Source organism: Gordonia sp. NPDC057258, from assembly GCF_042668985.1.
Classification (GTDB): domain Bacteria; phylum Actinomycetota; class Actinomycetes; order Mycobacteriales; family Mycobacteriaceae; genus Gordonia; species Gordonia hongkongensis.
Window position 1 is genome coordinate 161,280 of the sequence record NZ_JBHUXZ010000003.1, and the last position, 24,878, is coordinate 186,157.

The 24,878-nt window shown below is 68.6% G+C and carries 21 protein-coding genes; 10 read left to right on the plus strand and 11 right to left on the minus strand.

The features are described 5' to 3' along the window. The first annotated feature begins 30 nt into the window (after positions 1-30). From ACFUEJ_RS04030 to ACFUEJ_RS04050, 5 genes are all read left to right on the plus strand, one after another. Entirely contained in the window at positions 31-1,158 is a 1,128-nt protein-coding gene (locus tag ACFUEJ_RS04030) for a citrate synthase 2 (RefSeq protein ID WP_065630762.1), read from the plus strand. A gap of 175 nt (positions 1,159-1,333) precedes the next feature. Continuing rightward, positions 1,334-2,230: a hypothetical protein gene (locus ACFUEJ_RS04035; RefSeq protein ID WP_065630761.1), complete on the plus strand. Its 897-nt coding sequence runs from the start codon at positions 1,334-1,336 to the stop codon at positions 2,228-2,230. Between the two features lie 185 nt (positions 2,231-2,415). Beyond that, on the plus strand, positions 2,416-3,561 hold the full coding sequence (serC, locus tag ACFUEJ_RS04040) for a phosphoserine transaminase (protein WP_388027687.1): 1,146 nt from the start codon (positions 2,416-2,418) through the stop codon (positions 3,559-3,561). Between the two features lie 233 nt (positions 3,562-3,794). After that, positions 3,795-4,760: a septation protein SepH gene (gene sepH / locus ACFUEJ_RS04045; protein ID WP_068970285.1), complete on the plus strand. Its 966-nt coding sequence runs from the start codon at positions 3,795-3,797 to the stop codon at positions 4,758-4,760. Further along, positions 4,761-5,528: a DUF6928 family protein gene (locus tag ACFUEJ_RS04050; protein ID WP_068970273.1), complete on the plus strand. Its 768-nt coding sequence runs from the start codon at positions 4,761-4,763 to the stop codon at positions 5,526-5,528. On the opposite strand, the gene ACFUEJ_RS04055 is transcribed toward ACFUEJ_RS04050, so the two are convergent. Next, entirely contained in the window at positions 5,525-5,824 is a 300-nt protein-coding gene (locus tag ACFUEJ_RS04055) for a DUF2537 domain-containing protein (protein WP_058251607.1), read from the minus strand. The genes ACFUEJ_RS04050 and ACFUEJ_RS04055 overlap by 4 nt on opposite strands. After that, the gene (locus ACFUEJ_RS04060) at positions 5,821-6,675 is read right to left on the minus strand and encodes an RNA methyltransferase (protein ID WP_078113453.1); all 855 of its coding nucleotides are present in this window, start codon (positions 6,673-6,675) and stop codon (positions 5,821-5,823) included. Before ACFUEJ_RS04060 ends, ACFUEJ_RS04055 begins: the two co-directional genes overlap by 4 nt. Positions 6,676-6,755: 80 nt before the next feature. Here ACFUEJ_RS04060 and ACFUEJ_RS04065 point away from each other — a divergent pair, with 80 nt between their 5' ends. Next, a complete protein-coding gene (locus ACFUEJ_RS04065; protein ID WP_078113454.1) occupies positions 6,756-7,979 on the plus strand; it encodes a GNAT family N-acetyltransferase in 1,224 nt (407 codons plus the stop codon). Positions 7,980-8,070: 91 nt separating this feature from the next. Here the strand turns inward: ACFUEJ_RS04065 and ACFUEJ_RS04070 are convergent, their stop codons facing one another. Further along, a complete protein-coding gene (locus ACFUEJ_RS04070; RefSeq protein ID WP_058251610.1) occupies positions 8,071-8,535 on the minus strand; it encodes a MarR family winged helix-turn-helix transcriptional regulator in 465 nt (154 codons plus the stop codon). 105 nt (positions 8,536-8,640) lie between these two features. Beyond that, the gene (locus tag ACFUEJ_RS04075) at positions 8,641-10,209 is read right to left on the minus strand and encodes an NCS2 family permease (protein WP_078113455.1); all 1,569 of its coding nucleotides are present in this window, start codon (positions 10,207-10,209) and stop codon (positions 8,641-8,643) included. 24 nt (positions 10,210-10,233) lie between these two features. Between ACFUEJ_RS04075 and ACFUEJ_RS04080 the strand changes: the two genes are divergently transcribed. After that, complete coding sequence (locus tag ACFUEJ_RS04080; RefSeq protein ID WP_078113456.1) at positions 10,234-10,482, plus strand: DUF2530 domain-containing protein; 249 nt, start codon at positions 10,234-10,236, stop codon at positions 10,480-10,482. On the opposite strand, the gene ACFUEJ_RS04085 is transcribed toward ACFUEJ_RS04080, so the two are convergent. The 4 genes from ACFUEJ_RS04085 to ACFUEJ_RS04100 form a co-directional block, all read right to left on the minus strand. Then, positions 10,479-11,990: an APC family permease gene (locus ACFUEJ_RS04085; protein WP_078113457.1), complete on the minus strand. Its 1,512-nt coding sequence runs from the start codon at positions 11,988-11,990 to the stop codon at positions 10,479-10,481. The genes ACFUEJ_RS04080 and ACFUEJ_RS04085 overlap by 4 nt on opposite strands. Before the next feature lie 21 nt (positions 11,991-12,011). Then, positions 12,012-13,082 (minus strand): phosphotransferase family protein, encoded by a 1,071-nt coding sequence (locus ACFUEJ_RS04090; protein WP_078113458.1) that lies wholly within the window; start codon positions 13,080-13,082, stop codon positions 12,012-12,014. A 13-nt stretch (positions 13,083-13,095) separates the two neighbouring features. Continuing rightward, positions 13,096-14,346 carry an acyl-CoA dehydrogenase family protein gene (locus ACFUEJ_RS04095; RefSeq protein ID WP_388027780.1) on the minus strand — a complete coding sequence of 417 codons (1,251 nt, stop codon included), beginning with the start codon at positions 14,344-14,346 and terminating at the stop codon, positions 13,096-13,098. A gap of 70 nt (positions 14,347-14,416) precedes the next feature. Next, on the minus strand, positions 14,417-17,017 hold the full coding sequence (locus ACFUEJ_RS04100; RefSeq protein ID WP_388027694.1) for a PQQ-binding-like beta-propeller repeat protein: 2,601 nt from the start codon (positions 17,015-17,017) through the stop codon (positions 14,417-14,419). 317 nt (positions 17,018-17,334) lie between these two features. Between ACFUEJ_RS04100 and ACFUEJ_RS04105 the strand changes: the two genes are divergently transcribed. Further along, positions 17,335-18,594, plus strand: a complete 1,260-nt coding sequence (locus tag ACFUEJ_RS04105) for an HNH endonuclease signature motif containing protein (RefSeq protein WP_205334253.1) — start codon at positions 17,335-17,337, stop codon at positions 18,592-18,594. A gap of 250 nt (positions 18,595-18,844) precedes the next feature. On the opposite strand, the gene ACFUEJ_RS04110 is transcribed toward ACFUEJ_RS04105, so the two are convergent. Then, positions 18,845-19,426 (minus strand): phosphatase PAP2 family protein, encoded by a 582-nt coding sequence (locus ACFUEJ_RS04110; protein ID WP_205334252.1) that lies wholly within the window; start codon positions 19,424-19,426, stop codon positions 18,845-18,847. A 111-nt stretch (positions 19,427-19,537) separates the two neighbouring features. Here ACFUEJ_RS04110 and ACFUEJ_RS04115 point away from each other — a divergent pair, with 111 nt between their 5' ends. Further along, positions 19,538-20,260, plus strand: coding sequence for a hemerythrin domain-containing protein (locus ACFUEJ_RS04115; RefSeq protein WP_388027697.1), 723 nt, complete (start codon positions 19,538-19,540; stop codon positions 20,258-20,260). Positions 20,261-20,279: 19 nt separating this feature from the next. On the opposite strand, the gene ACFUEJ_RS04120 is transcribed toward ACFUEJ_RS04115, so the two are convergent. Beyond that, complete coding sequence (locus ACFUEJ_RS04120) at positions 20,280-21,419, minus strand: acyl-CoA dehydrogenase family protein (RefSeq protein WP_058251620.1); 1,140 nt, start codon at positions 21,417-21,419, stop codon at positions 20,280-20,282. An 88-nt stretch (positions 21,420-21,507) separates the two neighbouring features. Between ACFUEJ_RS04120 and ACFUEJ_RS04125 the strand changes: the two genes are divergently transcribed. Beyond that, a complete protein-coding gene (locus tag ACFUEJ_RS04125) occupies positions 21,508-22,104 on the plus strand; it encodes a TetR/AcrR family transcriptional regulator (protein WP_058251621.1) in 597 nt (198 codons plus the stop codon). Here ACFUEJ_RS04125 and ACFUEJ_RS04130 read toward each other — a convergent pair. Next, positions 22,061-24,877: a sacsin N-terminal ATP-binding-like domain-containing protein gene (locus ACFUEJ_RS04130; RefSeq protein WP_137810989.1), complete on the minus strand. Its 2,817-nt coding sequence runs from the start codon at positions 24,875-24,877 to the stop codon at positions 22,061-22,063. The genes ACFUEJ_RS04125 and ACFUEJ_RS04130 overlap by 44 nt on opposite strands. Position 24,878: the final 1 nt, after the last annotated feature.

The following is a 24,878-nucleotide window of genomic DNA, read 5'->3' on the forward strand; positions in this document are numbered from 1 at the left end:
CGACACGGACGTCGAGTGAGGTGGGTTGCCATGGCCAACACAGTTCCCGAGGATTTCGTCGCCGGACTCGAGGGCGTGGTGGCCTTCACGACCGACATCGCCGAACCGGACAAGAACGGCGGCAACCTCCGTTACCGCGGCGTCGACATCGAGGACCTGGTCGAGAACAAGGTGACCTTCGCCGACGTGTGGGCCCTCCTGGTCGACGGCAAGTTCGGCGACGGCCTACCGCCGGCCGAACCGTTCCCGCTGCCGATCCACACCGGTGACGTGCGCGTCGACGTCCAGGCCGCGCTCGCCATGCTCGCCCCGATCTGGGGTTACCAGCCGCTGCTCGACATCGACGACGAAACCGCCCGCGACAACCTCGCCCGCGCGTCGGTGATGGCGTTGTCGTACGTGGCGCAGTCCGCGCGCGGCATCCACCAGCCCGCGGTCCCCCAGCACGTCATCGACGAATGCGACACCGTCACCGCACGTTTCATGACCCGCTGGAAGGGCGACCCCGATCCGCGTCACATCGCCGCGATAGACGCCTACTGGGTCAGCGCCGCCGAGCACGGCATGAACGCGTCGACGTTCACCGCACGGGTGATCGCCTCCACCGGAGCCGATGTCGCGGCCTCGCTGTCGGGTGCGATCGGCGCCATGTCCGGCCCCCTCCACGGCGGCGCCCCCGCACGCGTGCTGCCGATGATCGAGGAGGTCGAGAACACCGGTGACGCACGGGGACTCGTAAAGGGGATCCTCGACCGCAAGGAGAAGCTCATGGGCTTCGGGCATCGCGTCTACCGCGCGGAGGACCCGCGTGCCCGCGTGCTCCGCCGCACCGCCCAGGAATTGGGCGTCCCCCGCTTCGAGATCGCCGCCGCACTCGAGCAGGCCGCGCTCACCGAACTCCGGGAACGACGCCCCGACCGCGCCATCGAGACCAACGTCGAGTTCTGGGCGGCGGTCATCCTCGACTTCGCCGAGGTGCCGACGCATATGATGCCGGCGATGTTCACCTGCGGCCGGACCGCCGGCTGGTGTGCGCACATCCTCGAGCAGAAGCGCCTCGGCAAGCTGGTCCGCCCGGCCGCGATCTACACCGGTCCGAGCCCCCGGCGCCCCGAAGACGTCGAGGGCTGGGGCGACGTGGTGAAGCCGGGCCTGTAGGTCCCTTCCACCAGAATCGCTACTTCCCCCACAGATTCGCTATTCACAGATAGCGAATCTGTGGTCGAGGTAGCGACCCTGTGGAGGCCAATCGGCTGTGGACAACGTCTGAGTGAATTCCACAGGGACGCCGAGGCACCCGCAATCGGACCGGGGCGGCCTCACCATCGAGCGCATGCCCGACAATCACGTGATCCGACGGTCCGCTCTCGCAGCCCGTCTCGGCGAGGACGAGATCCGGTTGCGTCAGGAGACTGGCGCGCTGCGGAGCGTATGGCGAGGTGCGGTGCACCTCGGACCCGCGCCCGACGACGAGCTCGAACGCTATCGCCTGAAGATCCGCGGCGCCGTGGCCGTCGGCGGGAACGGACGCGTGGTCAGCCACGAGTCCGCCGCCGCGCTCCACGGCATCCCCCTCCTCCGACCGGACATGACCACAGTCCACTTCACCTCGTCCAAGACCGGTCGTACCGGGGACAAGATCCACATACACCGCGACAACCTGCCGGACGAGCAGGTGATGTCCGTCGACAACGTCCGGGTGACGACGCCGGCCCGCACGGTCGCCGACGTGGCCCGCCTGGGGACGTTCGAACAGGCAGTCTGCTGCCTCGACAGTGGTCTCCGCTCCGGCATCACACACGCCGAGATCCAGGCCGTCGTGGCGTCGAGCATCAAGATGAAGGGCATCCGACAACTGCGTCAGGCGCTCTCGATGGCCGACGCACGATCCGAAAGCGTAGGCGAATCCTTCAGCCGCGCAACGATGATCGCCGTCGGACTCCCGCTCCCCAACCTCCAGGTGACCATCCTCGACGGCGACGGCAGGTTCGTTGCCCGCGGCGACTTCGGCTGGGACGACAAGGTCATCGGCGAGTTCGACGGCAAGGTCAAGTACTCGGGACAGTTCGGCACGCCCGCGTCGGAAACGGTGGTCGACGAGAAACGACGTGAGGACGCCATCCGGCGAACGGGGCGGCTCGTCGTGCGGTGGACGTGGCAGGACCTCCTGGACCCGCATCACTTCCGTGGCCTCATCACAGGTGCCCTCCGCGATGCGGGACTCGTCTGACGTGCCCGCCCCAGAAGCCCTACTCGACCCAGAGGTGCGCTACTTCCAGGTAGCGCACCTTTCGATGAAACAGCGATTCTGCATGGGGCCACCGGCGCAGAGATCGCCGCTGCACCACCCGGCTGCCGACACCTAACCCGAGGCGCCCCCACAGGTGGCGAGGGCCACTCCCTAGAATTGCCGTCATGAGCGAAGCCGCCACCGCATCCATCACCCTGCCCGCCGACCTGCTGCCGTCGGACGGCCGCTTCGGTTGCGGGCCGTCGAAGGTTCGCCCCGAGCAGTTGCAGTCCCTCGTCGACACCGGCGCGTCGGTGTTCGGCACCAGCCACCGTCAGGCACCGGTGAAGAACGTCGTCGGCTCGATCCGCGAGGGGCTGTCGAACCTGTTCTCGCTGCCCGAGGGCTACGAGGTCGTGATCTCCAACGGCGGCACCACGGCATTCTGGGACGCCGCGGCGTTCGGCCTGATCAAGCAGCGTTCGCTGCACCTCACCTATGGCGAGTTCTCGTCGAAGTTCGCGACGGTCTCGAAGAAGGCCCCCTTCCTCGACTCCCCCGCAGTCATCTCGACCGACCCCGGCACCGCGCCCGACCCGGCCGCGCTGACCGTCGACGACTTCGGCGGCGTCGACCTCATCGGCTGGGCACACAACGAGACCTCGACGGGCGTCGCGGTGCCCGTCGTCCGTCCCGCCGGTTCGGATGACGCGCTCATCGCCATCGACGCCACCTCGGGTGCGGGCGGCCTGCCCGTCAACGTCGCCGACGCCGACGTCTACTACTTCGCGCCGCAGAAGTGCTTCGCCGCCGACGGCGGGCTCTGGGTCGCGCTGATGAGCCCACGCGCGCTCGCACGCATCGCCGAGATCGCCGAGACCGATCGCTGGTGCCCGGAGTTCCTGTCGCTGCCGACCGCCGTCGACAACAGCAGCAAGAACCAGACCTACAACACCCCGGCCGTCGGATCGCTGCTGCTGTTCGCCAACCAGATCGAGTGGATGAACAACAACGGCGGCCTCGACTGGTGCGTCTCGCGCACCGCCGATTCCAGCTCGCGTCTCTACCAGTGGGCCGAGGCGAGCGAGTTCGCGACGCCGTTCGTCACCGAGGCGGCCAACCGCAGCCAGGTCGTCGGCACCATCGATTTCAACGACGATGTCGACGCCGCGGCCGTCGCGAAGATCCTTCGCGCCCAAGGGGTCGTCGACACCGAGCCGTACCGCAAGCTCGGCCGAAACCAGCTGCGCATCGGCATGTTCCCGGCCATCGAGCCGGAGGACGTCAGCAAGCTCACCCAGTGCATCGACTACATCGTCGAGCGCCTCTGATCGCCTCCTCGACACCTCGTCGCCGGCGCGCCGCACAGATCGTTGCGGCGCGCCGGTGGTGCTTCACCGAACCGGTAGCCTGGTTCCCACAGACCACATATGACGCATCGATCGCTGGCGTCGCTTGCGCCCCACGCGTGCTGAACTGCGGTTTTGCCGCGTGTCCCACAGTGAACCGGCAGATCGGTGAGTTAATGTGACCCCAATGCGTGCACCGACCGGAGGAGGAGCAGATGCGTGAGCTCCGCGTCGTCGGGGTGGAAACCGACGGCTCCCATGTCATCTGCCAGGACCCGCAATCGGGCGAGAAATTCCGCATCGCCTCCGACGAACGCCTCCGCGCCGCCGCCCGCGGCGACATCTCACGACTGGGACAGATCGAAATCGAGATGGAGAGTGCATTGCGGCCACGCGAAATCCAGGCACGAATCCGAGCGGGTGCAACCGTCGCCGAGGTGGCGGCCGCAGCCGGGGTGGGTGTGGACAAGATCGAACGCTTCGCCCACCCGGTCCTCCTCGAGCGCAGCCGCGCCACCGAACTCGCCGGCGCCGCGCATCCCATCCGCCATGACGGCCCGGCAGTGGCGACACTGGTCGAGTCGGTCGCCGAGGGACTTCTCGCCTACGGCCAGAATCCCAACGACGCCGACTGGGACGCATGGAAGGGCGACGACGGGTACTGGGTGGTCCAGGTCGCGTGGAGCGTCGGACGTACCGACAACCTGGCGCACTGGCGCTACCAGCCGGGATCGCACGGTGGCAGCGTCGACCCGCTCGACGACCTGGCCGACGAACTCACCCATCCCGAGACCATCGCGCCCCGTCGTCGGCTGACCCCGGTCGCCACCCCCGAAGTCGCTGTCGAGACGACCCCGGACGGACGCGAAGAGGTCACCATCGACGCAGCCTCGATCATCGGTGCGCAGCGCGCCCGGCACGACCGCCGCACCGCGGCCGAGGACGACGGCGCCGTGCCGTTCGACTTCGGATTCGACGACGAGCCGTCCGCCGCCACCGCCGAAGCCTCGGACACGGACGACGCGGCGGCCACTCCCACCGCCGACGACGCCGACGCCGACGAATCGGTTCCCGCACCGTCGTCCGGCCCCGAACGTCCGCGCCGCAAGAAGGCACGTAAACCGGCGGTCCCGGCCTGGGAGGATGTCCTGCTCGGCGTGCGCAGCAACGGGAACAGCTGAGTGTCCTCCGCGCGCGCGGCCACGGTCTGGTTCATCGACACCGACGACCCGGCCGCGATTCTCCGCTCGCATCCGGCCAACGACTCCCAGCACGCCCAGCAGGTTGCGACGACCGTCTTCGGTGACAGCGTCCTGGTCCCGCTCGTCGACACCGATCTCGCATCCGCTGCCGCGGTCCGCGACACCCACGTCTACGCCGGGTTCTACGGTCCGCTCGCCGTCGTGTCGTGTTCGCTGTTCGAGACGACCACGCCGTCGACGCTGACCCGCGCGCTTGCGCGGATCCGCCCCAGTGCGACCACGACCCTCCTCTACACCGAGCCCGACTCCTCACTCGGAGTGTTCGCCCGGTGGGAGTCGGGGACGCTTCGACGCTCCTTCGCCGCCGACCCGGTCACCATCCACGAGGACCACGGCCTGCCGTTCACGTTCGAGAAGCCGTTCTGGGGTGGCGAACACCCGCTCAGCCACGCCGAGGGCGTGCCCACCGCACCCATGTCGCTCCCCTTCCATCCCGCGCACCTCGCCGAGGAATCGAACCGTGCGTGGCTCGGGTTCCGCTACACCCACCCGCTCGCGGAGTCCGATCTCGACCCGGCCCAGATCACCGTCACCTGCTTCGCGTTGCATCCGACCGAATACGAACCGACCGCGGCCGACTACGAGAACTACCGCGCCGCAACGGCTTCGCGCGCCCGGGAGCGGACGGGATCGCCAGGTCAGGACGCTCGCAAGCGCGGGCGCATCCGCGAGTACTTCGGGTTCTAGGGTGCGGGGCGTCCCAGCGCGAGCAGCGCGATCGACGACGCGACCCCGGCGAGGAAGCCGAGCAGCAATCCCCACACGACCCACCGCCACACGGGCCGCGCCCGGAACTCCCAGAGGGTCCACCCGAGTCCGCCCGCGACGACCAGTACGGCGGCGATTCCGAGGAACCGCAGGATCTCGCCGATGAGCAGGTAGACGCCGACCAAGACGAATGCGGCGAACAGCGCGCACGAGGCACCGACGATCAGCCCCAGGGCCCACGGCGTCGGTTCGACACCCTCCCGCTCGACGGTCACAATCCCATGGTGCCCGACCGGGCGCGCTCGTAGAACGCAACGGCCGCAGCGGTCGCCACGTTCAGCGAGTCGGTGCCCCGGCTCATCGGGATTCGCGCCTTCACGTCGGTGGCCGCCATCGCCGATGCGGTGAGACCGGGGCCCTCCGCACCGACCAGGAAGCCGACCTTGTCGGCGGTGACGGCTTCGGCCAGTGTCACGGCGGCGGGATCGGGCGTCAACGAGACCAGCTGGAAGTCGCGTTCCCGCACCAGGTCCAGACCGCGCGGCCAGTCGTCGAATCTCGCGAACGGCACGAGCAGTGCGTGGCCCATCGACACCCGCACGCATCGGCGGTACAGCGGGTCGGCGCAACCCTGACCGAAAAGCACTGCGTCGACGCCCAATCCGGCGGCGTTGCGGAAGATCGATCCGATGTTCTCGTGGTCGTTCACACCTTCGAGGATCGCGACGGTCCGCGCGCTCTCGAGGACCTCCGGCACCGTGAGCACGGGCGGTCGGCGCGACACGGCGAGCACGCCGCGGTTGAGGTGGAAGCCGACGATCTCGGCCATGACCTCGGCGGTGGCGCGGAAGAACGGGACACCGGCCAGCCCGGGATCACAGAGATCGGCGTCGAGCTCGTCGAGGCGTTTCGCGACACCGAGGAAGGCGTGGGTCGCGAACCGTGACGCGATCATCCGCTGGGCGACGAGAACACCTTCGGCGATGACCAGACCGCGGCCCGGGCGCCCGCCGGGCAGAACCGGGAGATCGGGCCGTCGGTCGACGGAGTTGAGGTCGCGGAAGTCGTCGACGCGCGGGTCCTCCGGGTCGTCGATCTCGATCACGTTCACTGCGAGCCCGGGCACCGCAACAGTCTGCCACCCGGACGAAACCGGCAGCGCACGGGTGTGAAACTGTGGAGGGCGTGACCAGCGATTCGACTCCGATGTCACGTCTGACCCTCACCCGCGCCACCGACGCGGACTGGGCCGACATCATCACCACCGATGCCCGCGCGTTCGCCATGCGCAATCCGCTGCCCGACGACGAGGTCGCCGATCTGCGCGGCAAGGTCGCCGACGACGACGTCGTGCTGGTGCGCGACACCGGGTTGGACACGCAGCCCCTCGTCGGAGTGGCGATGTTCTATCGGATGTCGATGTCACTGCCCGGCGGTGGCGTGTCCGACGCGGCCGGACTGTCGTGGGTCTCGGTGGCGTCGACCCACCGGCGTCGCGGCATCCTCCGCCGCATGCTCACCGAACTCGTCGAGCAGTGGGAATCGGAGAAGTACACCTTCGGAATCCTCACCGCGAGTGAGGGCACCATCTACGAACGCTTCGGCTTCGGACCGGCATGCTTCGCGAACTCGGTGTCGCTGAGCCCGGGCGCGGAGATGCGAGCGGCCCAGCCCGACGATGCCACCGTCCGGTATGCCGACGCCGACGCGGTGGCCGCCGCGATCCCCGACCTCCACGCACGGTGGACGCTGACCACCCCGGGCGCGCTCACCCGCACCCCCGCCTGGTGGAATCCCATCCTGGCCGACCGGGCGTCGGAGCGCCCGCTGTCGGCAAGCGGTCTGCACTACCTGCTGCACGCCGACGGCTACGCGAGCTATCGCATCTACAAGGACGAGACCGGCGCGGTGCGCGGCGAGGTCAACGAGGTCTTCGCGGTCACCGACGACGCACACACCGATCTGTGGCGCGTCCTGATCAGCCTCGACCTCATCCCCTCGCTCACCGCGACCATCCCGGTCGACGACCCGCTGTCGCAGAAACTCGTGAATCCGCGGTCGGTGTCGGTCACCGGGACCGCCGACACGATGTGGCTGCGCATCCTCGACGTCCCGGCCGCGCTCGGCGCCCGCCACTATGCCGCCGACCTGGACGCCGTGATCGAGGTGACCGACGAATTCCGCGGGCACGGAGGCGTTTTCGACATCTCGGTACGCGAGGGCGGGGCGATCGTCGCGCCGGCGAAGTCGGGAGCGACGCCCACCGTCTCGCTCGACATCTCGGTGCTGTCGAGCATCTACCTCGGCGGGATCCGACCCTCGGCCTTCGCGGCGGCGAGACGGCTGCGCGTCGACTCCCCGGCGACGCTGCGCGCGCTGGATCACGCGTTCATGACCGACCGCGCACCCTTCTCGGGCACGTTCTTCTGACCCTTCGAGACGTCCCTCCGCAAGCTCCAGGACTCCTCAGGGAGCGGTGAGACGTCCCTCCGCAAGCTCCGGGACTCCTCAGGGAGCGGGATTAGATCGCGCGTGAGCGCGGGACGTCGGTGTCGGCCTGCCCGAGGATCTTGTTGGCGATGCGCACGGCCTCGCGCAGGATGTCCCGCTCCTCGGCGGACAGTTCCGCGAGGCGGTCGCTCAACCATGCCGTGCGGGCGGCGAGTTCGTCGGTCACGACTTCGACGCCCTCCGGGGACAACGTCACGATGGCCTGACGGCCGTCGGTGGGATGGGGTTCGCGCTTGATCATCCCGAGATCCGACAGCGAGGCGATGACCCTGGTCATCGACGGCGGGCGAACCCGCTCGGCGGCCGCGAGCGCACCTGGTGTCATCGGGCCCTCGTGGTGCAGCGTGTTGAGGGCGGACAGCTGAGTGAGCGAGACCAGCTTGTTCTCCCGCCGACCTCGGAGTCGGCGCGCCAGGCGCACCACGGCGAGGGACAGGTCGCCGGACAGACTTCCGTCACCATAAGGTGCATGCATTGCCAAATCGTAGGCCAGGAAATCGGCCTCACTGCCCGTCCGCGACGAAATTGAACCGGGTGGACGACACCGAAACGGGCAAACCCGGACAGATGACCAAGTCCGTCAGCCGATGAGGTCGGAGATCGGTCCGCGCGCGAAGTAGGCGACGAAGATCGCGGCGACGAACCAGAGCAACGGATGCACGGTGCGGGCCTTGCCCGCCGCGGTCGCCATCACGACCCAGCTGATAAAGCCGATGCCGATGCCGTTGGCGATCGAGTAGGTGAAGGGCATCGTGACCACGGTCAGGAAGGCCGGGAGCGCATAGTCGAGCCGCTTGAAGTCGACGGTCGTGAGCTGGCCGATCATCATCGCGCCGACGACCACCAGCGCGGGGGCGACCGCCTCGAGCGGGATCACCTCGTAGAGCGGTGTCAGGAACATCGCGACCAGGAACAGGATTCCGGTCACCACGTTGGCGAGGCCGGTGCGCGCACCTTCGGCGATACCGGACGCAGACTCGACGAACACCGTGTTCGACGACGCCGAGGCGGCACCGCCGGCGATGGCGCCGGTCCCCTCGACCACCAGCGCACGCCCGACCCCGGGCAGGTTGCCCTTCTCGTCGGCGAGCCCGGCCTCCTTGCCGAGGCCGGTCATCGTGCCCATGGCGTCGAAGAAGTTCGAGAGCACCAGCGCGAACACCAGCACCGACGCCGCGAGCACACCGATCCGGGTGAACGCGCCGAACAGGTCGACGTCACCGATCAGGCTGAGATCGGGCAGACCGCCGAGGGCGCTCGGGATGTCGGGCACGCTGAGACCCCAGCCGGAGGGGTTGGCGACGCTGGACCCGTAATCGAAGATCCGCTCCAGCACGATCGACAGCACCGTAGTGATCGCGATACCGATCAACAGGCCGCCGGGGACCCGACGCACCACCAGGACGCCCATCAGCAGCACTCCGACCGCGAAGATCAGTGTGGGGATCGTGGAGATCGAGTTGTCGCTGCCCAGCTGCACCGGGACGGTGGTGCCGGCGGCGTCGGGAACGCGCTTGACGAATCCCGCGTCGACGAAACCGATGAACGCGATGAACAGGCCGATCCCCGCCGCGATCGCGGCTTTCAGTTCGGCGGGCACCGCGTTGAACACCGCGGTGCGGAATCCGGTGACGGCCAGCAGGACGATGATGATGCCGTCGACGACCACCAGACCCATTGCCTCGGGCCAGGTCACCTGCGGCGCGATGGACACCGCCAGCAGGCTGTTGATGCCGAGACCCGCCGCGATCGCGAACGGATAGTTGGCGACCAGGCCGAACAGGATCGACATCACGCCCGCGACGAGCGCGGTGACCGCGGCGACCTGCGCCAGCGGCAGGACGTTGCCCAGGACGTCGGTGTTCTTGTCACCGCCCGGGATACCGCCGATGATGATCGGGTTGAGCACCACGATGTAGGCCATCGTGAAGAACGTGACCAGGCCACCGCGGAACTCGCGGTTGATCGTCGAACCACGTTCGGAGATCTTGAAGAACCGGTCGAGCGGGCCGCGCGGGACCGCCGAATCCGGCCCCGGGGTGGTCGCGGGAAAGTCGGGCTCGGTGGGGAGGTTCCCCCTCGACGTGTCCGCACCCGGGATGTCGGAGGACCTCAGATCGCGAGACTCACTCGGCTCATCGTGTGGCACGTTCCGAAAGCTACCCTGTTGTCCATGTCCACGACACTCGAGATCCCCGAACTCCCCCGCGCGCTGCGCGCCCCGGAGCCGGTGATCGTGGTCGGGATGATCGGGTGGGTGGTGGCGACGGTGGTCGTCGCGGTCACCGATCTCGGTGGCGATCGCGCGCTGTCCGTGTGCCTGGTGGGCCTGGCCGTCGGTCTGCTCGGGACGACGATCGTCCTCGTCCAGCGCGCCGGTGTCCGACGCGGTGATCGAGGCGCGCAGGAAGGTCTCGACTAGCTTCTGTCCGGTTCGGCGCGATTCGGTTGAGCGGGCGCGTCGAATTCGTCGGTGCCGGGTTCGTGTTCGAGGACGCGACCGGGTCCGAACAGCAGAGCGACGAAGTAGAGGCCACCCGCCGCGATCAGCCCGAGCACGATCAGGGTCGGTACCCGCGCGTCGTCGGGCGTGACGAGCACGAACAGGGCGACCCCCACCCAGATCAGCGCGGCGATCGCGACCGGCACCTCGAGGCGTCCGAGACTGAACCCACCGGACTTGCGCTCCAACCGCTTTCGGACGACCAGGTACAGCACGACGGTCCCGCCGTAGATGAGCGCGGGCAGGATCGTCGACGCGATGATCAGCTCGATCAGCGCCGCCCCGGGCAGTGCCAGCATCAGCACCACCCCGACGCCGAGGATGAGCAGCGTCGCCGGTACCGGTGTCTGGGTCCGGGGGTTGACCCTGGCCATCAGCCGGTGCGCCGGGAAGCGACGGTCGCGGGCCATCGCGAAGACCTGCCGGGCGCAGGCCGCCATCACCACCATGCCGGCGCCGAACATCGCGAAGACGATGCAGGCGAGCAGGATTCGCTCGGCGACCGGCCCGAGTTGTTCCCGGATGATCGCGGCGACCGGCGACCCGTCGGCCGTGACCGCCTGGACGTCCTCGATCGCCGTTGTGAGGACGATGAGGAAGACCAGTCCCAGGACCGCGGCGGCCACCACTGATCCGACGATCGCCCGGGGCACGCTGCGGAACGGATCCTTCGCCTCTTCGGCGAGGTTGGCCGCGGAATCGAACCCGACCAGGGTGGTGAGTCCCATGACCATCGCGGCCATCACCCCGCCACCGATCGCCCAGTAGTCCGGCGCACCGGCGGCCACTCCCTCGGACACCAGGTTGCCCGGGTGACCGCTTCCGCTGAACACCATCACCGCCGCGAGCACCAGGATCAGGATCGCCACGATCGCCAACTCGACCGCGACCGCGCCGGAGGTGAACAGGCCGAGCAACCGGGTCGAGGCGATCACCAGCACGGCCTGGATGACGAGCACGACAAGGGCGATGACGCGGGCGACGTCCTCGTTCTCGGCCATCCCGGCGAGCGGCATCAGCGCCTGACTGGCCAGCGCGTTGTCCATGGCGACCACGCCGATCGCGAGGTACCAGAAGCTCAGCCAGCCGAAGAACCAGCCGATCTTCGGGTTCGCCAGCCTCGACGCCCACTGATACGACGACCCGCTCAGTGCGATCCGGGCGGCGAACTGGGCGACGACCAGCGCGATCAGGGTCTGGCCGACCGCGGCGACGATCCACAACCAGCTCCCGACCGGACCCGCCGTGGTGAGCACGCTGCCGTAGGTGGCGAAGATCCCGACCGCGACGGAGATGAACGCGAAGGAGATCGCGAACACCGCGAACCCGCCGAGCGTTCGGCGCAGCTCCGGACGGTAACCGCTCATGCGGATCTCGTCGGGCGATCCTCCGCCGGCACCCGACGGGGTGACCACGTCCTCCGCCATGGCGGTCCTTTCGTCGGGTGGCTACACGAGCAGGTCGTCCAGCCGTTGCGCGATGATCCCGACCGCGTATCCGAGACGTTCGAACGCCTTGTTGGTGGTCTGGCCGTGGTAATAGCGGTAGTAGATCTGCTGGGCGATCACCCCCGCCCGGAACAGTCCGAACACCTCATACCAGCGCCAGCGTTCCGGCGTCATGTCGAATCCCATACGCTCGCAATAGTTCTCGACGAACTCGGCACGACTGAGCATGCCGGGCAGGTGCGTCGGGACGCGTCGCATGAGCTGCATGGCATCCGGGTCGTCGGCCTGGATCCAGTAGGCCATCGAACCCGCGACATCCATCAGGGGATCGCCGAGGGTCGCCATCTCCCAGTCCAGGATGCCGATCACCCGGGTGGGATCGTCCTTGTCGAGGACGACGTTGTCGAGCTTGAAGTCGTTGTGGATGACGCAGTTGGCGACGTCGTCGGGCTGATTGTCGGCCAGCCACGTCATCGTCGACTCGAAGTCGGGCACGTCGTCGGTGTGCGCATTGCGGAACCGCGCCGACCAGCCCTCGACCTGCCGTCGCACATAACCCGGCCCCTTGCCGAGATCGGCGAGTCCGGTCGTGCTCGGATCGACCGAGTGGACCTCGACCAGGGTGTCGATGAAGTTCAGACAGAGCCGGCGCGCCTGCTCGGCGTCGAGCGGGACGTCGGCGGGCCACTCGGTCCGCGGGATGACGCCGTCGATGCGGCCCATCACGTAGAAGTCCGCACCCAGGACCGACTCGTCGTCGCAGAACGCGATCATCGGCGCGATGTAGCGGATGGCGGTCGCGAGCTCGGACTGGATCCGGTACTCGCGTGCCATGTCGTGCGCGCCCCGCGCCTTGGTACCCCGGGGCGCCCGGCGCAGGATCAGATCCCTGGACGGATAGCGCAGCAGGTACGTGAGATTCGAAGCACCGCCGCCGAATTGACGGACCTCCGGCACGGCGTCGAGACCGGTCGGGTCCGCGGCGTTGGCCTCCAGCCATTTGGCCATCGCCTCGACGTCGAATGCATCCTCGGTGCGGACCTCGCCCGCACCGGTCACCTCGTTGGTCATCCTCGTCCCCCGATCAGCGGTACTTGCCGAACTCGATGCGCGCAACCACGTTGCGGTGCACCTCGTCCGGGCCATCGGCGAGTCGGAGCGACCGCGCGCCCACCCACGCCTGCGCGAGCGGGAAGTCGTCGGTGAGACCGGCACCGCCGTGCAACTGGATGGCGAGGTCGATGACGTCGAGTGCCATGTTGGGCACCTCGACCTTGATCTCGCTGACCGCCGACAGGGCTTCGCGGGACATGCCCTGGTCGAGCAACCAGGCCGCGTGGTGGACGAGGAGTCGCGACCGGTTGATCGCGATGCGGGCGTCGGCGATGCGCTCACTGTTGCCGCCGAGCCGGGCGAGCTGCTTGCCGAACGCCTCCCGCGAGAGTGCGCGACGCACACCGAGTTCCAGTGCCCGCGCGGCGAGTCCGATCGCCCGCATGCAGTGGTGCACGCGACCCGGACCGAGCCGGCCCTGGGCGATCTCGAAGGCGCGGCCGGGTCCGAGCAAGATGTTCGATGCCGGGACGCGCACGTTGTCGAAGCTGACCTCGCCGTGGCCGAACGGCTCGTCGAAGTAGCCCATGGTGGTGAGCATCCGGTCGATCGTGACGCCGGGGGCGTCGATCGGGATGAGCACCATCGTGTGCCGCGACTTCCGGTCGGCCTCGGCGTCGGTGACGCCCATGAAAATGAGGACCTTGCAGTCCGGATGGCCGACGCCGGTGGAGAACCACTTGGTCCCGTTGATGACGACGTCATCGCCGTCGAGCACGGCGGTCGCGGCCATGTTGGTGGCGTCCGACGACGCGACGGCCGGCTCGGTCATGCAGAAGGCGCTGCGGATCTCGGCGGTCAGAAGGGGTTCGAGCCACTGCTTGCGCTGCTCGTCGGTGCCATAGCGCAACAACACCTCCATGTTGCCGGTGTCGGGGGCGTTGCAGTTGAAGATCACCGGCGCGAGCCCGGACGATCCCATCGCCTCAGCGATCGGCGCATACTCGGAGTTGGTCAACCCGGCGCCGCCGTCGGTGCCGAAGTCGGCGGCATAGCGGCCGGCGTGCTCGGCGGGCAGGAAGAGGTTCCACAGCCCCTCCGAGCGGGCCTTCTTCTGCAGTTCGGCGATGATCGGCGACGGCGTCCACGGGTTGCCGTTCTCGTCGCGGCGGGTCTTGATGTCCCGATGGATCTCGGGTTCGACCGGCTCGATCTCGGTGGTCACGAAGGTGCGCACGCGTTCGGTGAGTTCGGCCGACCGCGCTGACGGGGAGAAATCCATACCCGACCGTATCGCGATGAACCGATTACTCGTCATCGTTCCGAGCAAACCGGCGCGGCGTCGGGCACCGTCACTTCCAGTAGAGGGTCGTCCGCTCCGGTCCGGCCGTGGTGCTCACCAGTTTCGCGAAGCAGTTGTCCGGGCCGAATCCCTGGGCGCGACACCAGTTGTTGGCCTCGACCGGGCCCGGGAAGGTCGCCGCGGCCACCGTCACCCACCAGCCGCGGTACGAGAACACCGGCCACTCGTCACTCCACAGGAGCCGAACGTCGTTGAACCGCAACCGGAGTGCCAGGAACTCGTCGAGGATGGCCTGGTCGGTCCAGGTCCGCCCCTCGGCGACGAGACCCGGCCGTTTGGAGCTCAGCTGCGCCACCCACCGGTTGTTCAGGTTTGCCACGATGAAGGCCCGATCGGCGTCGGCCTGCAGACGGAGGGCGCTGACGCTGCTCGCCGTCACGTCGGCTCCGGCCGGGAACGACACCCCGGTGGCGGTCGACGACGCGGCCGTTCCCGACTGCGGAGTCGCGAGCTTCGGCGCGGCCCCGGAGGTCGGGCCCTTGTCGCAGTCGACGAGGTAGCGGCCGCCGCCGGCCGCGCTCCCCTGGGCACCGAGCGTGTCCGGCAGCCGGAAGAAGCTCCCGGGCGGATAGGTGAGTTCCATAGTCAGCGCCTCGCCCGCCCCGTCGAGCGAGGGCACCGCGACCGGCGCCCGCTGGAAGTCGAAGTTCCCCGACGCGACGATGCCGCTGCCGTCGGAGATGGTGATGCGTGTCTGCGGCCCGTACAGGACGTCGCCGCCGGGACACTTCGCGGTGACCTTCATCGTCACGCCCAGCCCACCCGCCGACGTGCGGAACGACTGCGGCGTGAACACCGGGGGCGCCCCGCACGGCGTGACGTACTCGGGTTCGCCGCCGTCGGCGGTGCCGGCCTCGCGAGTCGTGCCCGGGACGATGGCCTCCGGACCGGTGGGCGCGAAGCCGGTGATCGTGGTCGCGGTCATCGTGATCAGGCGGTCGCCGACGGCGAACGTCAGCGGCGGACGCGGTTCGGTGACACCCGCAGCGGGGGTGTTGCCGATCGTGGACGGGGGCACCGACCACACCGGCGCACCGCCCACCAGATCCAGGGCGGTCACGCCGCCGTCGGCCATGGGCGCGATGAGGCGTTCGCCGTCGGTGACGGCGTGGCCGGTCGACCCGTAGACCGGCCCGGTCGGAGTCGTCCACAACGTCTGGCCGGAGATGGCATCGACTGCGGTGACAGCGTCGTGCGTCGTCCACACGACTTCACGGTCATCGGCCAGCACGACGGTCGGCGAGGTGTGGGCCGGGAGATCAGTCGTCGTCCAGATCCGCGCGCCGTCTGCGACGTCGGTGTATGCACCGTCGATGAGCACACGCCCGCTCTGAGTCGGAGTCATGACAGCAGCTGACTCCACGCTCATACCCGCCAAGTCGCTGGTGGTGCCGTCCGGCCGGACCACGACGACCGGACCATTCGTCGGTGTGCCGCTTGTCATGCTGCCCGTCACCACGAGGATCGATCCGTCCGGGCGTGGCGACATCCCGGTCCGGCCCGGACTCGTGAAGATCTCCCGGCCGTCGTCGGCCGAGATGACGGCGACCACGCCGTCGGCGCTCGCGACGAGCTCGTCGGTGGCGATGAACTGCGAGGCGTCCCCGCTCGGAAGCGCTTCGGGCAGGTCGATCGTTCGCTGCCACTCCACGCCTCCTGGTGTCACCTTGTGGAACACGACCTGGCGTTCGTTGCCACCACTGAAGTCGCGGACGAACGCCGCTCTCCCGTTGAACGCGATCCCGAACGCCTGCGGCGGAGCGGGAGCACGGCCGATCTCGCGACCTGTCCGGACGTCGACGAAATACGCGGCGCCCCGACCCAGGCAGGCGATGGTGCTGTCCACGATGGAGTCCGAGCACCCGGACACGGGTTCGTCGAACGACCATTTCCCGCCGGACTCGGTGTCTATCCCGATGGGCCGCAGTGCCGGGCCGTTCGTGGAGTCACCTACCTGCACGAGCGTCACCAATGTGTGGTCGTCGTGGACCGCACCCTGAGTCCTGTACGTCGCCTCGAGCGGCAGACCGGAGACGTACCCCGTACCACCCAACGAACTCGCGTCGACGCTCCAGGCTGGACTCGGCGCGGTCGGGAACGAACCGGTGAGCTGACCGGCGACGAGGTCCGGCGTTTCGTCGGAATTGCCACTCGACGAGGACACCTTCCACCACACGACGCCCCCGAGGACCAGCGCGAGGACACAGACCAACGCGACGCCCGTGATCAGGTACGCGCGCCGATTGGACCTGCGCGGGTACCCGGGCTGGGGATATCCGGGCTGGGGATATCCGGGCTGGGGGTACCCCGGTGGTGGATAACCCGGCGGTGGGTAGCCCGGCGGTGGGTAGCCGTACTGGGCTTGTCCGGGTGGCGGAGGATAGCCACTCGGCGGCTGCTGATACGGCGGTGGGTACTGCGGCGTCGGACCTGTCTGCGTGGCGGCGTAGGGGTCCGGCGCCGGGGCCTTGTTCAGTGACACCCCCGGGACCACCGTCGGGCGGGCAGGTTGGATCGTCGTCGGCGACTCGTCGCCGTCGGACGATCCGGGCATGGTCGCGTCATCGTCGGGTGGCCCCGGATTCGACATCCGTCCAGTGAATCCCAGTCCGACGCCGTTCGACTGTCCCCCACCCGGGGGAATTTCGGCGTCCGCTCACGCCGACCGAGCAGTTCCCGCATCTGCACAGCGAGCCCGGTGCGCCCCGCCGGCTGAGCACACTGGCGCTCGCCGAGCGACCGTCGAGGCCTTCGTTCGTGACAAACCCACCACTTTTCGACCGGGAATCGAAACGGGTGTGACTGAAGTTCATCACTGTCAACGATCTGCGCCCAGTCAACGAAAAGCGCTGCACAGTCGATGAATTCGCGGTTCTCGGCCTGTGGAATTCCCTCGAAATCGAACGAATGTTCCGGTACCTTGGAGTCATGCCAGAGCTCGCCACTCTCCTCGATCAACTCATCGAGACCACCCCACCCGCCGACGACCCCACGGGCCGAGCAACATTCGACGCGCTCGAGACGCTGCGCTTGATCCGCAACACCGTCGACCACCAGATCGTCACCCACGCAGCACAACTCGACGAACTCGGCGTCGCTCAGAAAGCCGGCGGCACCACCAAGAAGTTGCTGATCGAGTCAGGTCATGCACCGGCCGCTGCTCTTCGCACCATGCGGAGTGTCGATGCCCTCTCGGCGTTGCCCGCGCTGGCTCGTCACGCCGCCGACGGGCGACTCTCCGGCGAGATCGTCGATGCCATCGTGCGAGGCATGAATGAAATCGAGAAACGTTGTGGCGACGCTCTTTCCGAGGATGAACGTTCCCGATATGAATTCGAACTAATTGCCCAAGCGCTCTCAGGTGCTACGCCGACAGACGTGCGCAGGCATGCGCGGGCTATCGGCAACACGCTCGCCGACGCCTCCGAGACAGCAGTCCCGGCGTCGGACAATGCAAGCTTGAACTCAGTCAATGCACACACCACCGACGACGGCCGCGTCGAAGTCCGCGCCGACCTCACCCAGGTCGTCGGCGAGAAGTTCCAGGCCATGATCGACGAACGATCGTGTCCACGGCCCGAACCCGACGGCGCCGAAGATCGTCGCACCGCCGAGCAGCGCCGTGCCGACGCTTTCGAGTTGATCCTCGACCAAGCCGCGATCGGCGCGACCATCAATACCGTCGGAAGTCCACGCACGCAACTGCTGCTGACCATCCCCGCCACCGGAGAACTCGCAACGCTGCCGTGGACCGGGACGGTCAGCCATGCCACCGCGAAGCAGGTCTCCTGCGACGGATCCCTGACCGAGATCGTCCTCGACAGTGAGGGCGTACCGCTGCAGATGGGTCACACCCATCGGTTGTATCCGGCGCACCTACGTAAGGCGGTGATCGTCCGCGACGCGTGTTGCGTCAAATGTGGTGCACCACCGTCACATACCCAGGTCCACCACATCAAGTCGTGGGCCGACGGCGGACCCACCGACCTCGACAACGGCTGTTTGCTGTGTCAGCGCTGCCATACGCAGGTCCACCACCACGGCTGGGACATCGTGATGGGATTCGACCGCCATCCCTGGCTCGTCCCACCCGCCAGTATCGACCCGCAACGCCGACCGCTACCCGCCTACAACCGGCGCACGATGCGACTCGACGACGCCGCCTGACCGCTGCCGCCACAGACCACCAGACTTTCGCGTAGCACCTTCCGCACCCGGGCCACACCTGGGACCGCATCAGTCCCTTGACAACTCCACAGTGAACCCCGGTCGATTAGCCCCGCTCGCAACCGGGCGGGCCCCCGGTTGAAAAGCCAGGCGGTCGCACAAGCAGGGGGGGCAATATGAGTCGCATGTCGAACCAAACTGCCCCCGCTTCCGGAGATGTGGCGGCGGATGGTCCGGGTGACCGCGTGGTCTACTGCTGAACCCCGACGAGACCACCGGAGCCGCGGCGTGATTCGTACCGGAGCAGTATCCAGGTACAGAACACCACCCAGATCGCCCCGAACAACCATCCGGCCACGACGTCCGTGGCCCAGTGCACGGCGAGTTGTATTCGGGTGAGGCCGACGAGGATCGACAGCACGGGGGCGATCACGAGGATCCAGCGATGCGCCCGCACCCAGGGCGAGGAGCGAAACGCGGCGACAGCGAACAGCCCGAACACGACCATCGTCATCATCGCGTGCCCGGAGGGGAACGAGAAGGTGTCGATGTTCAGTAGACGGTCTTCGACGGGTGGCCGGTCCCGCGCGAACGAGTACTTGAGTGCCTGCATCAGACCGTATCCGAAAAGCACTCCGGCGCCGACGAAGACCGCGTCGACTCGGTGCCGGGTCACGGCGAGTGTCACCACGACCGCACATGTCAGCACCAACATCGTCACCGTGTTGCCGAGCACCGTCACCACTTCGGCGATCGAGACCCAGGGCTCCGACCGGTTCTCGACCACCCAGTTCAGGATGTTCTCGTCGATCGTCGTCGGAGAGATGAACATCCCGCCACCCTATCCAGGCGTCGCTCAAGTCGCCCTCAAGCACATCGCAAGCGTCACCGCCCACTGTGGTCCTCGAACCCGCCCGACCACGTATCGATGAGGACCCCCGCGATGACGACCCACCCCGCCCACACCGCTCACCCGATCCAGCTCCGGCTCCCCGGCCAGGCGGCCGCGCCCGACGGACCGCTCGACCCGTTCATGATGTACGTCCTGCACCACGGATTCCGGCGAGACCTCGCCGACTTCGCCGCCACCGTTCCGGCCACCCCCGTCGACGACGCGGGGACCTGGCGTGCGCTCTCCCGTCGATGGGCGATGTTCGCCCATGCGCTGCACCACCACCACACCGGCGAGGACCTGGAATTGTGGCCGCTGCTGCTCGAGCGGTGCGACAACGCCGAGGCGGAGGTCCTGCAGGCGATGGAGGACGAGCACGACGAGATCGATCCGCTGCTCGAAGAGTGTGCGGCCGGCTTCGCGCGGATGGCCGAACGCGCCGACGAACAGACCCGGGCCACCCTCGCGGACGCGCTGCAGCGCGCCCAGGAGGTCCTCGGCAGACACCTGGCCCATGAGGAGACCGACGCGATCGCCATCGTGCAGCGCCGCCTCACGCCGCAGGACTGGGACGCCTTCGAGGAGAAGATGAGCAAGCGCGCCGGTCTGGCCGAGACCCTGCGGACGTGCCCGCTCATGGCGAAAGGGCTGACCGGTCCCGACCGCGAGGCGGTCTACGCCCGCATCCCCGCCATCCTGCGGCTGATGATCAGACTCGGCGGACCGAGATTCCGGCGCCTCGACGACCGCGCGTTCTACTACAACCCGCGCTGAACACCGACGGCCGGCGAACTCACCGCGCCAGCGACCGACCGATCACCAACCGCTGGATCTGGTTGGTGCCCTCGAAGATCTGGGTGATCTTCGCTTCGCGCATGTAGCGCTCGACCGGGAAGTCGCGGGTGTAGCCGTAACCGCCGAACACCTGGACCGCATCGGTGGTGACCTTCATCGCGGCGTCGGTGGCCACCAGTTTGGCGGTCGCCGCCGCCCGCGTGTAGTCGATGCCGGCATCGCGGCGTCGAGCGGCGTCGAGGTAGGTCGCGCGGGCCGAGTCGACCGCGGCGGCCATGTCGGCGAGCACGAACGACAGCCCCTGGTGGTCGATGATCTTGCGGCCGAACGCGGCTCGTTCCTGCGCGTAGTCGACGGCGGCGTCGAGCGCCGCCTGCGCCAGGCCGGTGGCCACCGCAGCGATGCCCAGGCGTCCGGAATCAAGCGCGGAGAAGGCGATCTGCAGCCCCTGCCCCTCCGCCCCCAGCCGGCGTCCCTCCTCGACGAACGCGTCGTCGTAGGTGGCGCCGGTCGTCGGGACCGCGTGCAGGCCCATCTTGTCCTCCGGCTTGCCGAAGCTGAGCCCCTCGGTGTCCCGGGCGACGAAGAAGCAGGACACCCCCTTGGAACCCTCACCGGTGCGGGCGAAGACGTTGTACACATCGGCGATGCCGCCGTGCGTGATCCACGCCTTCGAGCCCGTCATCGAGTAACCGCCGTCGGTCGGTGCGGCGCGGCACGCGAGCGCCGCGGCGTCGGAGCCGGCCTGGGGTTCGCTCAGGCTGTAGGCACCGATCAGCTTGCCGTTCAACAGGTCCGGCAGCCACTGCTGCTTCTGTTCGTCGGTGCCGAAGTTGAACAGCGGATGGCAGGCCAGCCCGTGCACGCTGACCGCCACGGCGACCGCAGCCCAGCGCGCGCCGAGCTCCTCGAGCACCTGCAGGTAGACCTCGTACGGCTGGCCCCCGCCGTCCCACTCCGTCGGGTAGGGCAGCCCGAGCAACCCCGCCTCACCCAGTTCGGCGAACAACCCGTCCGGGTACCGACGGTCCTTCTCGTGCTGATCGACGATCGGCGCCATGCGCTTGTCGGCGATGTCGCGGACCAGCGCGATCAGGTCGCGCGCCTCGTCGTTGGGGAGCAGGCGATCGACCGGCATTCCAGACCTCCAGGGTTACGAAACTAGTACTCAGGTCTTCTGCACAGTACTATTTCGGGCAGCGTTCGTACAGCGGAAGGGAGCACGCATGGCCACCCAGGGTTTCGCCACCCGCCGACGGGCCGCGCTGTTCGACGCCCTTCTCGAGCTGATCCTGCGCGAGGGGTTCGCGCACCTGTCGATCGGTTCCATCGCGGCCGAACTCCGTTGCTCGAAGTCGACGCTGTACACCCTCGCCGCCAGCAAGGAACAACTGGTCACCGCCACCGTGACGCATTTCTTCCGCAGCGCGACCGAACAGGTCGAGTCACGGGTCGCGGCGTCGTCGAGTCCGCGCGAACGGGTCATCGTCTACCTGGTGGCGGTGGGTGAGGCACTCGCACCGGCCTCGGAGGCGTTCATGCGCGATCTCGACGCGTTCGAACCGGCACGCGCACTGTACGAGCGCAACACCGCGGCGGCATCGTCCCGGGTCCAGGCGCTCATCGCCGACGGGGTGTCGGCCGGCGAGTTCCGCAACGTCGACGCCGCGTTCGCCGCCGACCTCGCCTCATCCATGATGACCCGGATCCAGCGTCGCGAGGTGTGGGCCGCGACCGGACTCGACGACGCGGCCGCCTACCGCCAGCTCGCGTCGATCCTCACCGCGGGGATCGACGCCGGCCCGGACGCTCGAGGTGGGTGACACCCGCGTCGTCGACCCACCATTCGACCCGCACTTCCCGTGCGACATCGGGGCCGTCTCCGCCGTCGTTGCTGCGCAACGCGATCCACAGTTCGTCGTGTAGCCGGACATCGCCGTGCGGGATCTCGATCCCCCGCGACGCCCCGAAGCGCACCACCGCGGGGTGCGCCCAGCCGACTGCCTCCCCCGGCGCGGACACCGTCGCCGAATACTCCTCGCTCGCGAGCGGCAGGTCGAGCAGCGTGCCCAGCAGGTCGGCGTCGGCCGAGACCACGGTGGGTCCGGCGAGTACCGCCTCGTCGTCGGCCAGCGTCTGCAGGAACCACGGCCGGTCGACGACCACCGCGCGGTCGGCGGTTGTGCCGGCGAGGGTGCGCACCCGCTCGGGCACCTCGACGTCGTGCGCATCGACGACGCCGCTCCGGCACGCCGCGACGACGGCGGCATGCACGGACACCGTTGCGCCCGCACTGATCTCACGCTCCCGATCGCCCAGCCGGGTCAGCAGCAGCGTCGCGTCGTCGGCGGAGTCGGGTTCCAGCCGGGCGAGGGTGCCGGCGAGCTCGTCGGCATACGGGTGGTCGAGGGGATCGATGATGTTCTCGAGAACCTCATCCGACGGCGACCGGTACTCCCCCAGCAGCAGACCGTCGATCTCCGCATGGCGTCGTAACCACCACGCGGTGTAACCCGTCCGGTCGGCGAGCAGCGGCCGGATCCGTTCGTCGGTGGCCATCATGGTCAACGCCTCCGGCCAGCGCCGGTCCTCGATCAAGTCGAGATCCCGTACTGCACTGAGCTTCTCGGGCGCGTCCGGGAGGGTGGCCCACCAGTCCTCCTCGTCGGGCAGGTCATGCTCGGGCGCGACGGGCAGGTCGTCGTCGACGGTCACGAAACCCCAGCCGACGCCGATCCGCCGCAGTTCCTCGACGCCGCACTCGGCGACCACCTCGGCGTCGACCACACCGAACGGGTGATCGTCGACCAAGACCTCGAGCAGCGGGCTGCCCGGCAGCAGGAGTTCGTCGGCCGGCCGCAACTCGCCGTCGGCGTCGGGGAGGGCGAGCGCCGAGAGCCACGAGGGAACCGGTGCTTCCGGATCGGCTCGCAACACCGCACACACCTCGACGGCGAGCCGGTCATCGTCGGGGCCGGCCGAATCGAAGTCGACATCTTCGACGAGGCTGCGCAACAGCGGGTCCGAGACTGCCTGCGCGACCGTCAGATCCGCGACGCCGAGTCGGGTCAGCAGTTCGTGGCGCGCCTCGGGATGCACGGTGGGGATCCACCGCATGGGGGTCGAGATCCGGTCACTGACAAATAGTCCACGTACCCCGATCGCCATCCGTCCGTCCGATCTCGGGATCGGCAGGGCGCCGAGTTCTTCCACCTCGCGGCCGGTCGACACCAGGGGCGCAAGGGCGGCGTACAGGTCGTGCCACCACGACGGTTCACGTTCGACGCCGACGAGACGTTCGGCGAGCCCCGCGAGCCCGAGCTCCGACACACCCAGCCGGCCCAGCGTCGGGAGATGTTGTGTCAGCGACAGATCCGGGTGGATCAGGTCACCGAACAGGTCGCCGAGGATCTCCGCGAGCCGATCGGTCAGCCCCACGAGCATCACCCCGCGCGGTGGCACCAGGTCGGCACCGGCCGCCGCCGGAAGCCACGCGACATCCCGCAGTTCGCGACGAACGGCCTCGATCAGGCGCGCGTCGTCGGGATTACGCGCGAGATGCAGTTCGGGTACCAGTTCGACCCTGCGCACCGGTTCGACGAGCCGGACGAGATCGACGTAACCCGCTGCCGCATCGCCGATCTCGGCACGTGGATGGAGGTGCCGTCGATCTGGCGTGAGTGCCAGGTCGGTGATGCACCGGCACGGCAGGCTGAGTTCGATGTCGGTGGGCGTGGGGGCGCGCAGGACCTCGCCGGCCGCCGCGGGCTCACCGTCGGCGTCGACGAGCCAGCGTGTGCCGCCCCGGGCGACCTCGAGCCATCGGCGCGTCGACGGCAGGCCGGTCGCGTCCGGCGCACCGACGACGGACACCGTCGTCACGACCGAGCGCGCGGCATCGTCGTCGACGTCCGGCCCCGCCGACCGTTCGGCCGACACCTCGACATCGCCGACGCTGATCCGTTGCAGCGCAGTCAGTTCGACGACCAGATCCGGCGCCTGGCCGAGCATGGCGGCGAGAAGCGGGCCGGGTTCCTCCCGGAGGTGCAGGACCACCTCGGTGTCGAAGCCATCGGTCGGCGTCTGATCCGTCGGCCACACCAGCCGCAGCACCGGCACGTCCGCGGGCCCGTCGACGGAGATCCCGGCAGCTCGCGCGACGTCCATCGTGTCCGCTCGGTCGAAGACCACCGACCCACTGCGCGAACGGATCTCGATTCGATCGGCGACCGTCGCGGTGGCGGTGAAGCCGACCCCGAACCGCCCGATCTGCCGGGCGCCCGAGTCGTCCGCGGCCTTCGCCGACACCCGCAACGCGGCGAGTGAACGCACCCCCGCATCGGTCAGCGGGGCCCCGGTGTTGGCGACATGCAACTCGGTGCCGTCCACCCAGACCGCCAGCCGGCCCTCGACACCGGCCGCCGCGGCCGCGTCGGCGGCGTTCGCGGCCAGTTCGGTCAGCAGTCGATCCCGGTAGCCGACGGTCACCAGATCCGCTTCGGCGGCCGCGTCCTCGGCCAACCGGGTCGGCGACGCCGCCCACGCATCCAGGGTCGACGACCGCAATGTCGCGGTGCCGAACGGATCGTCGGTCACG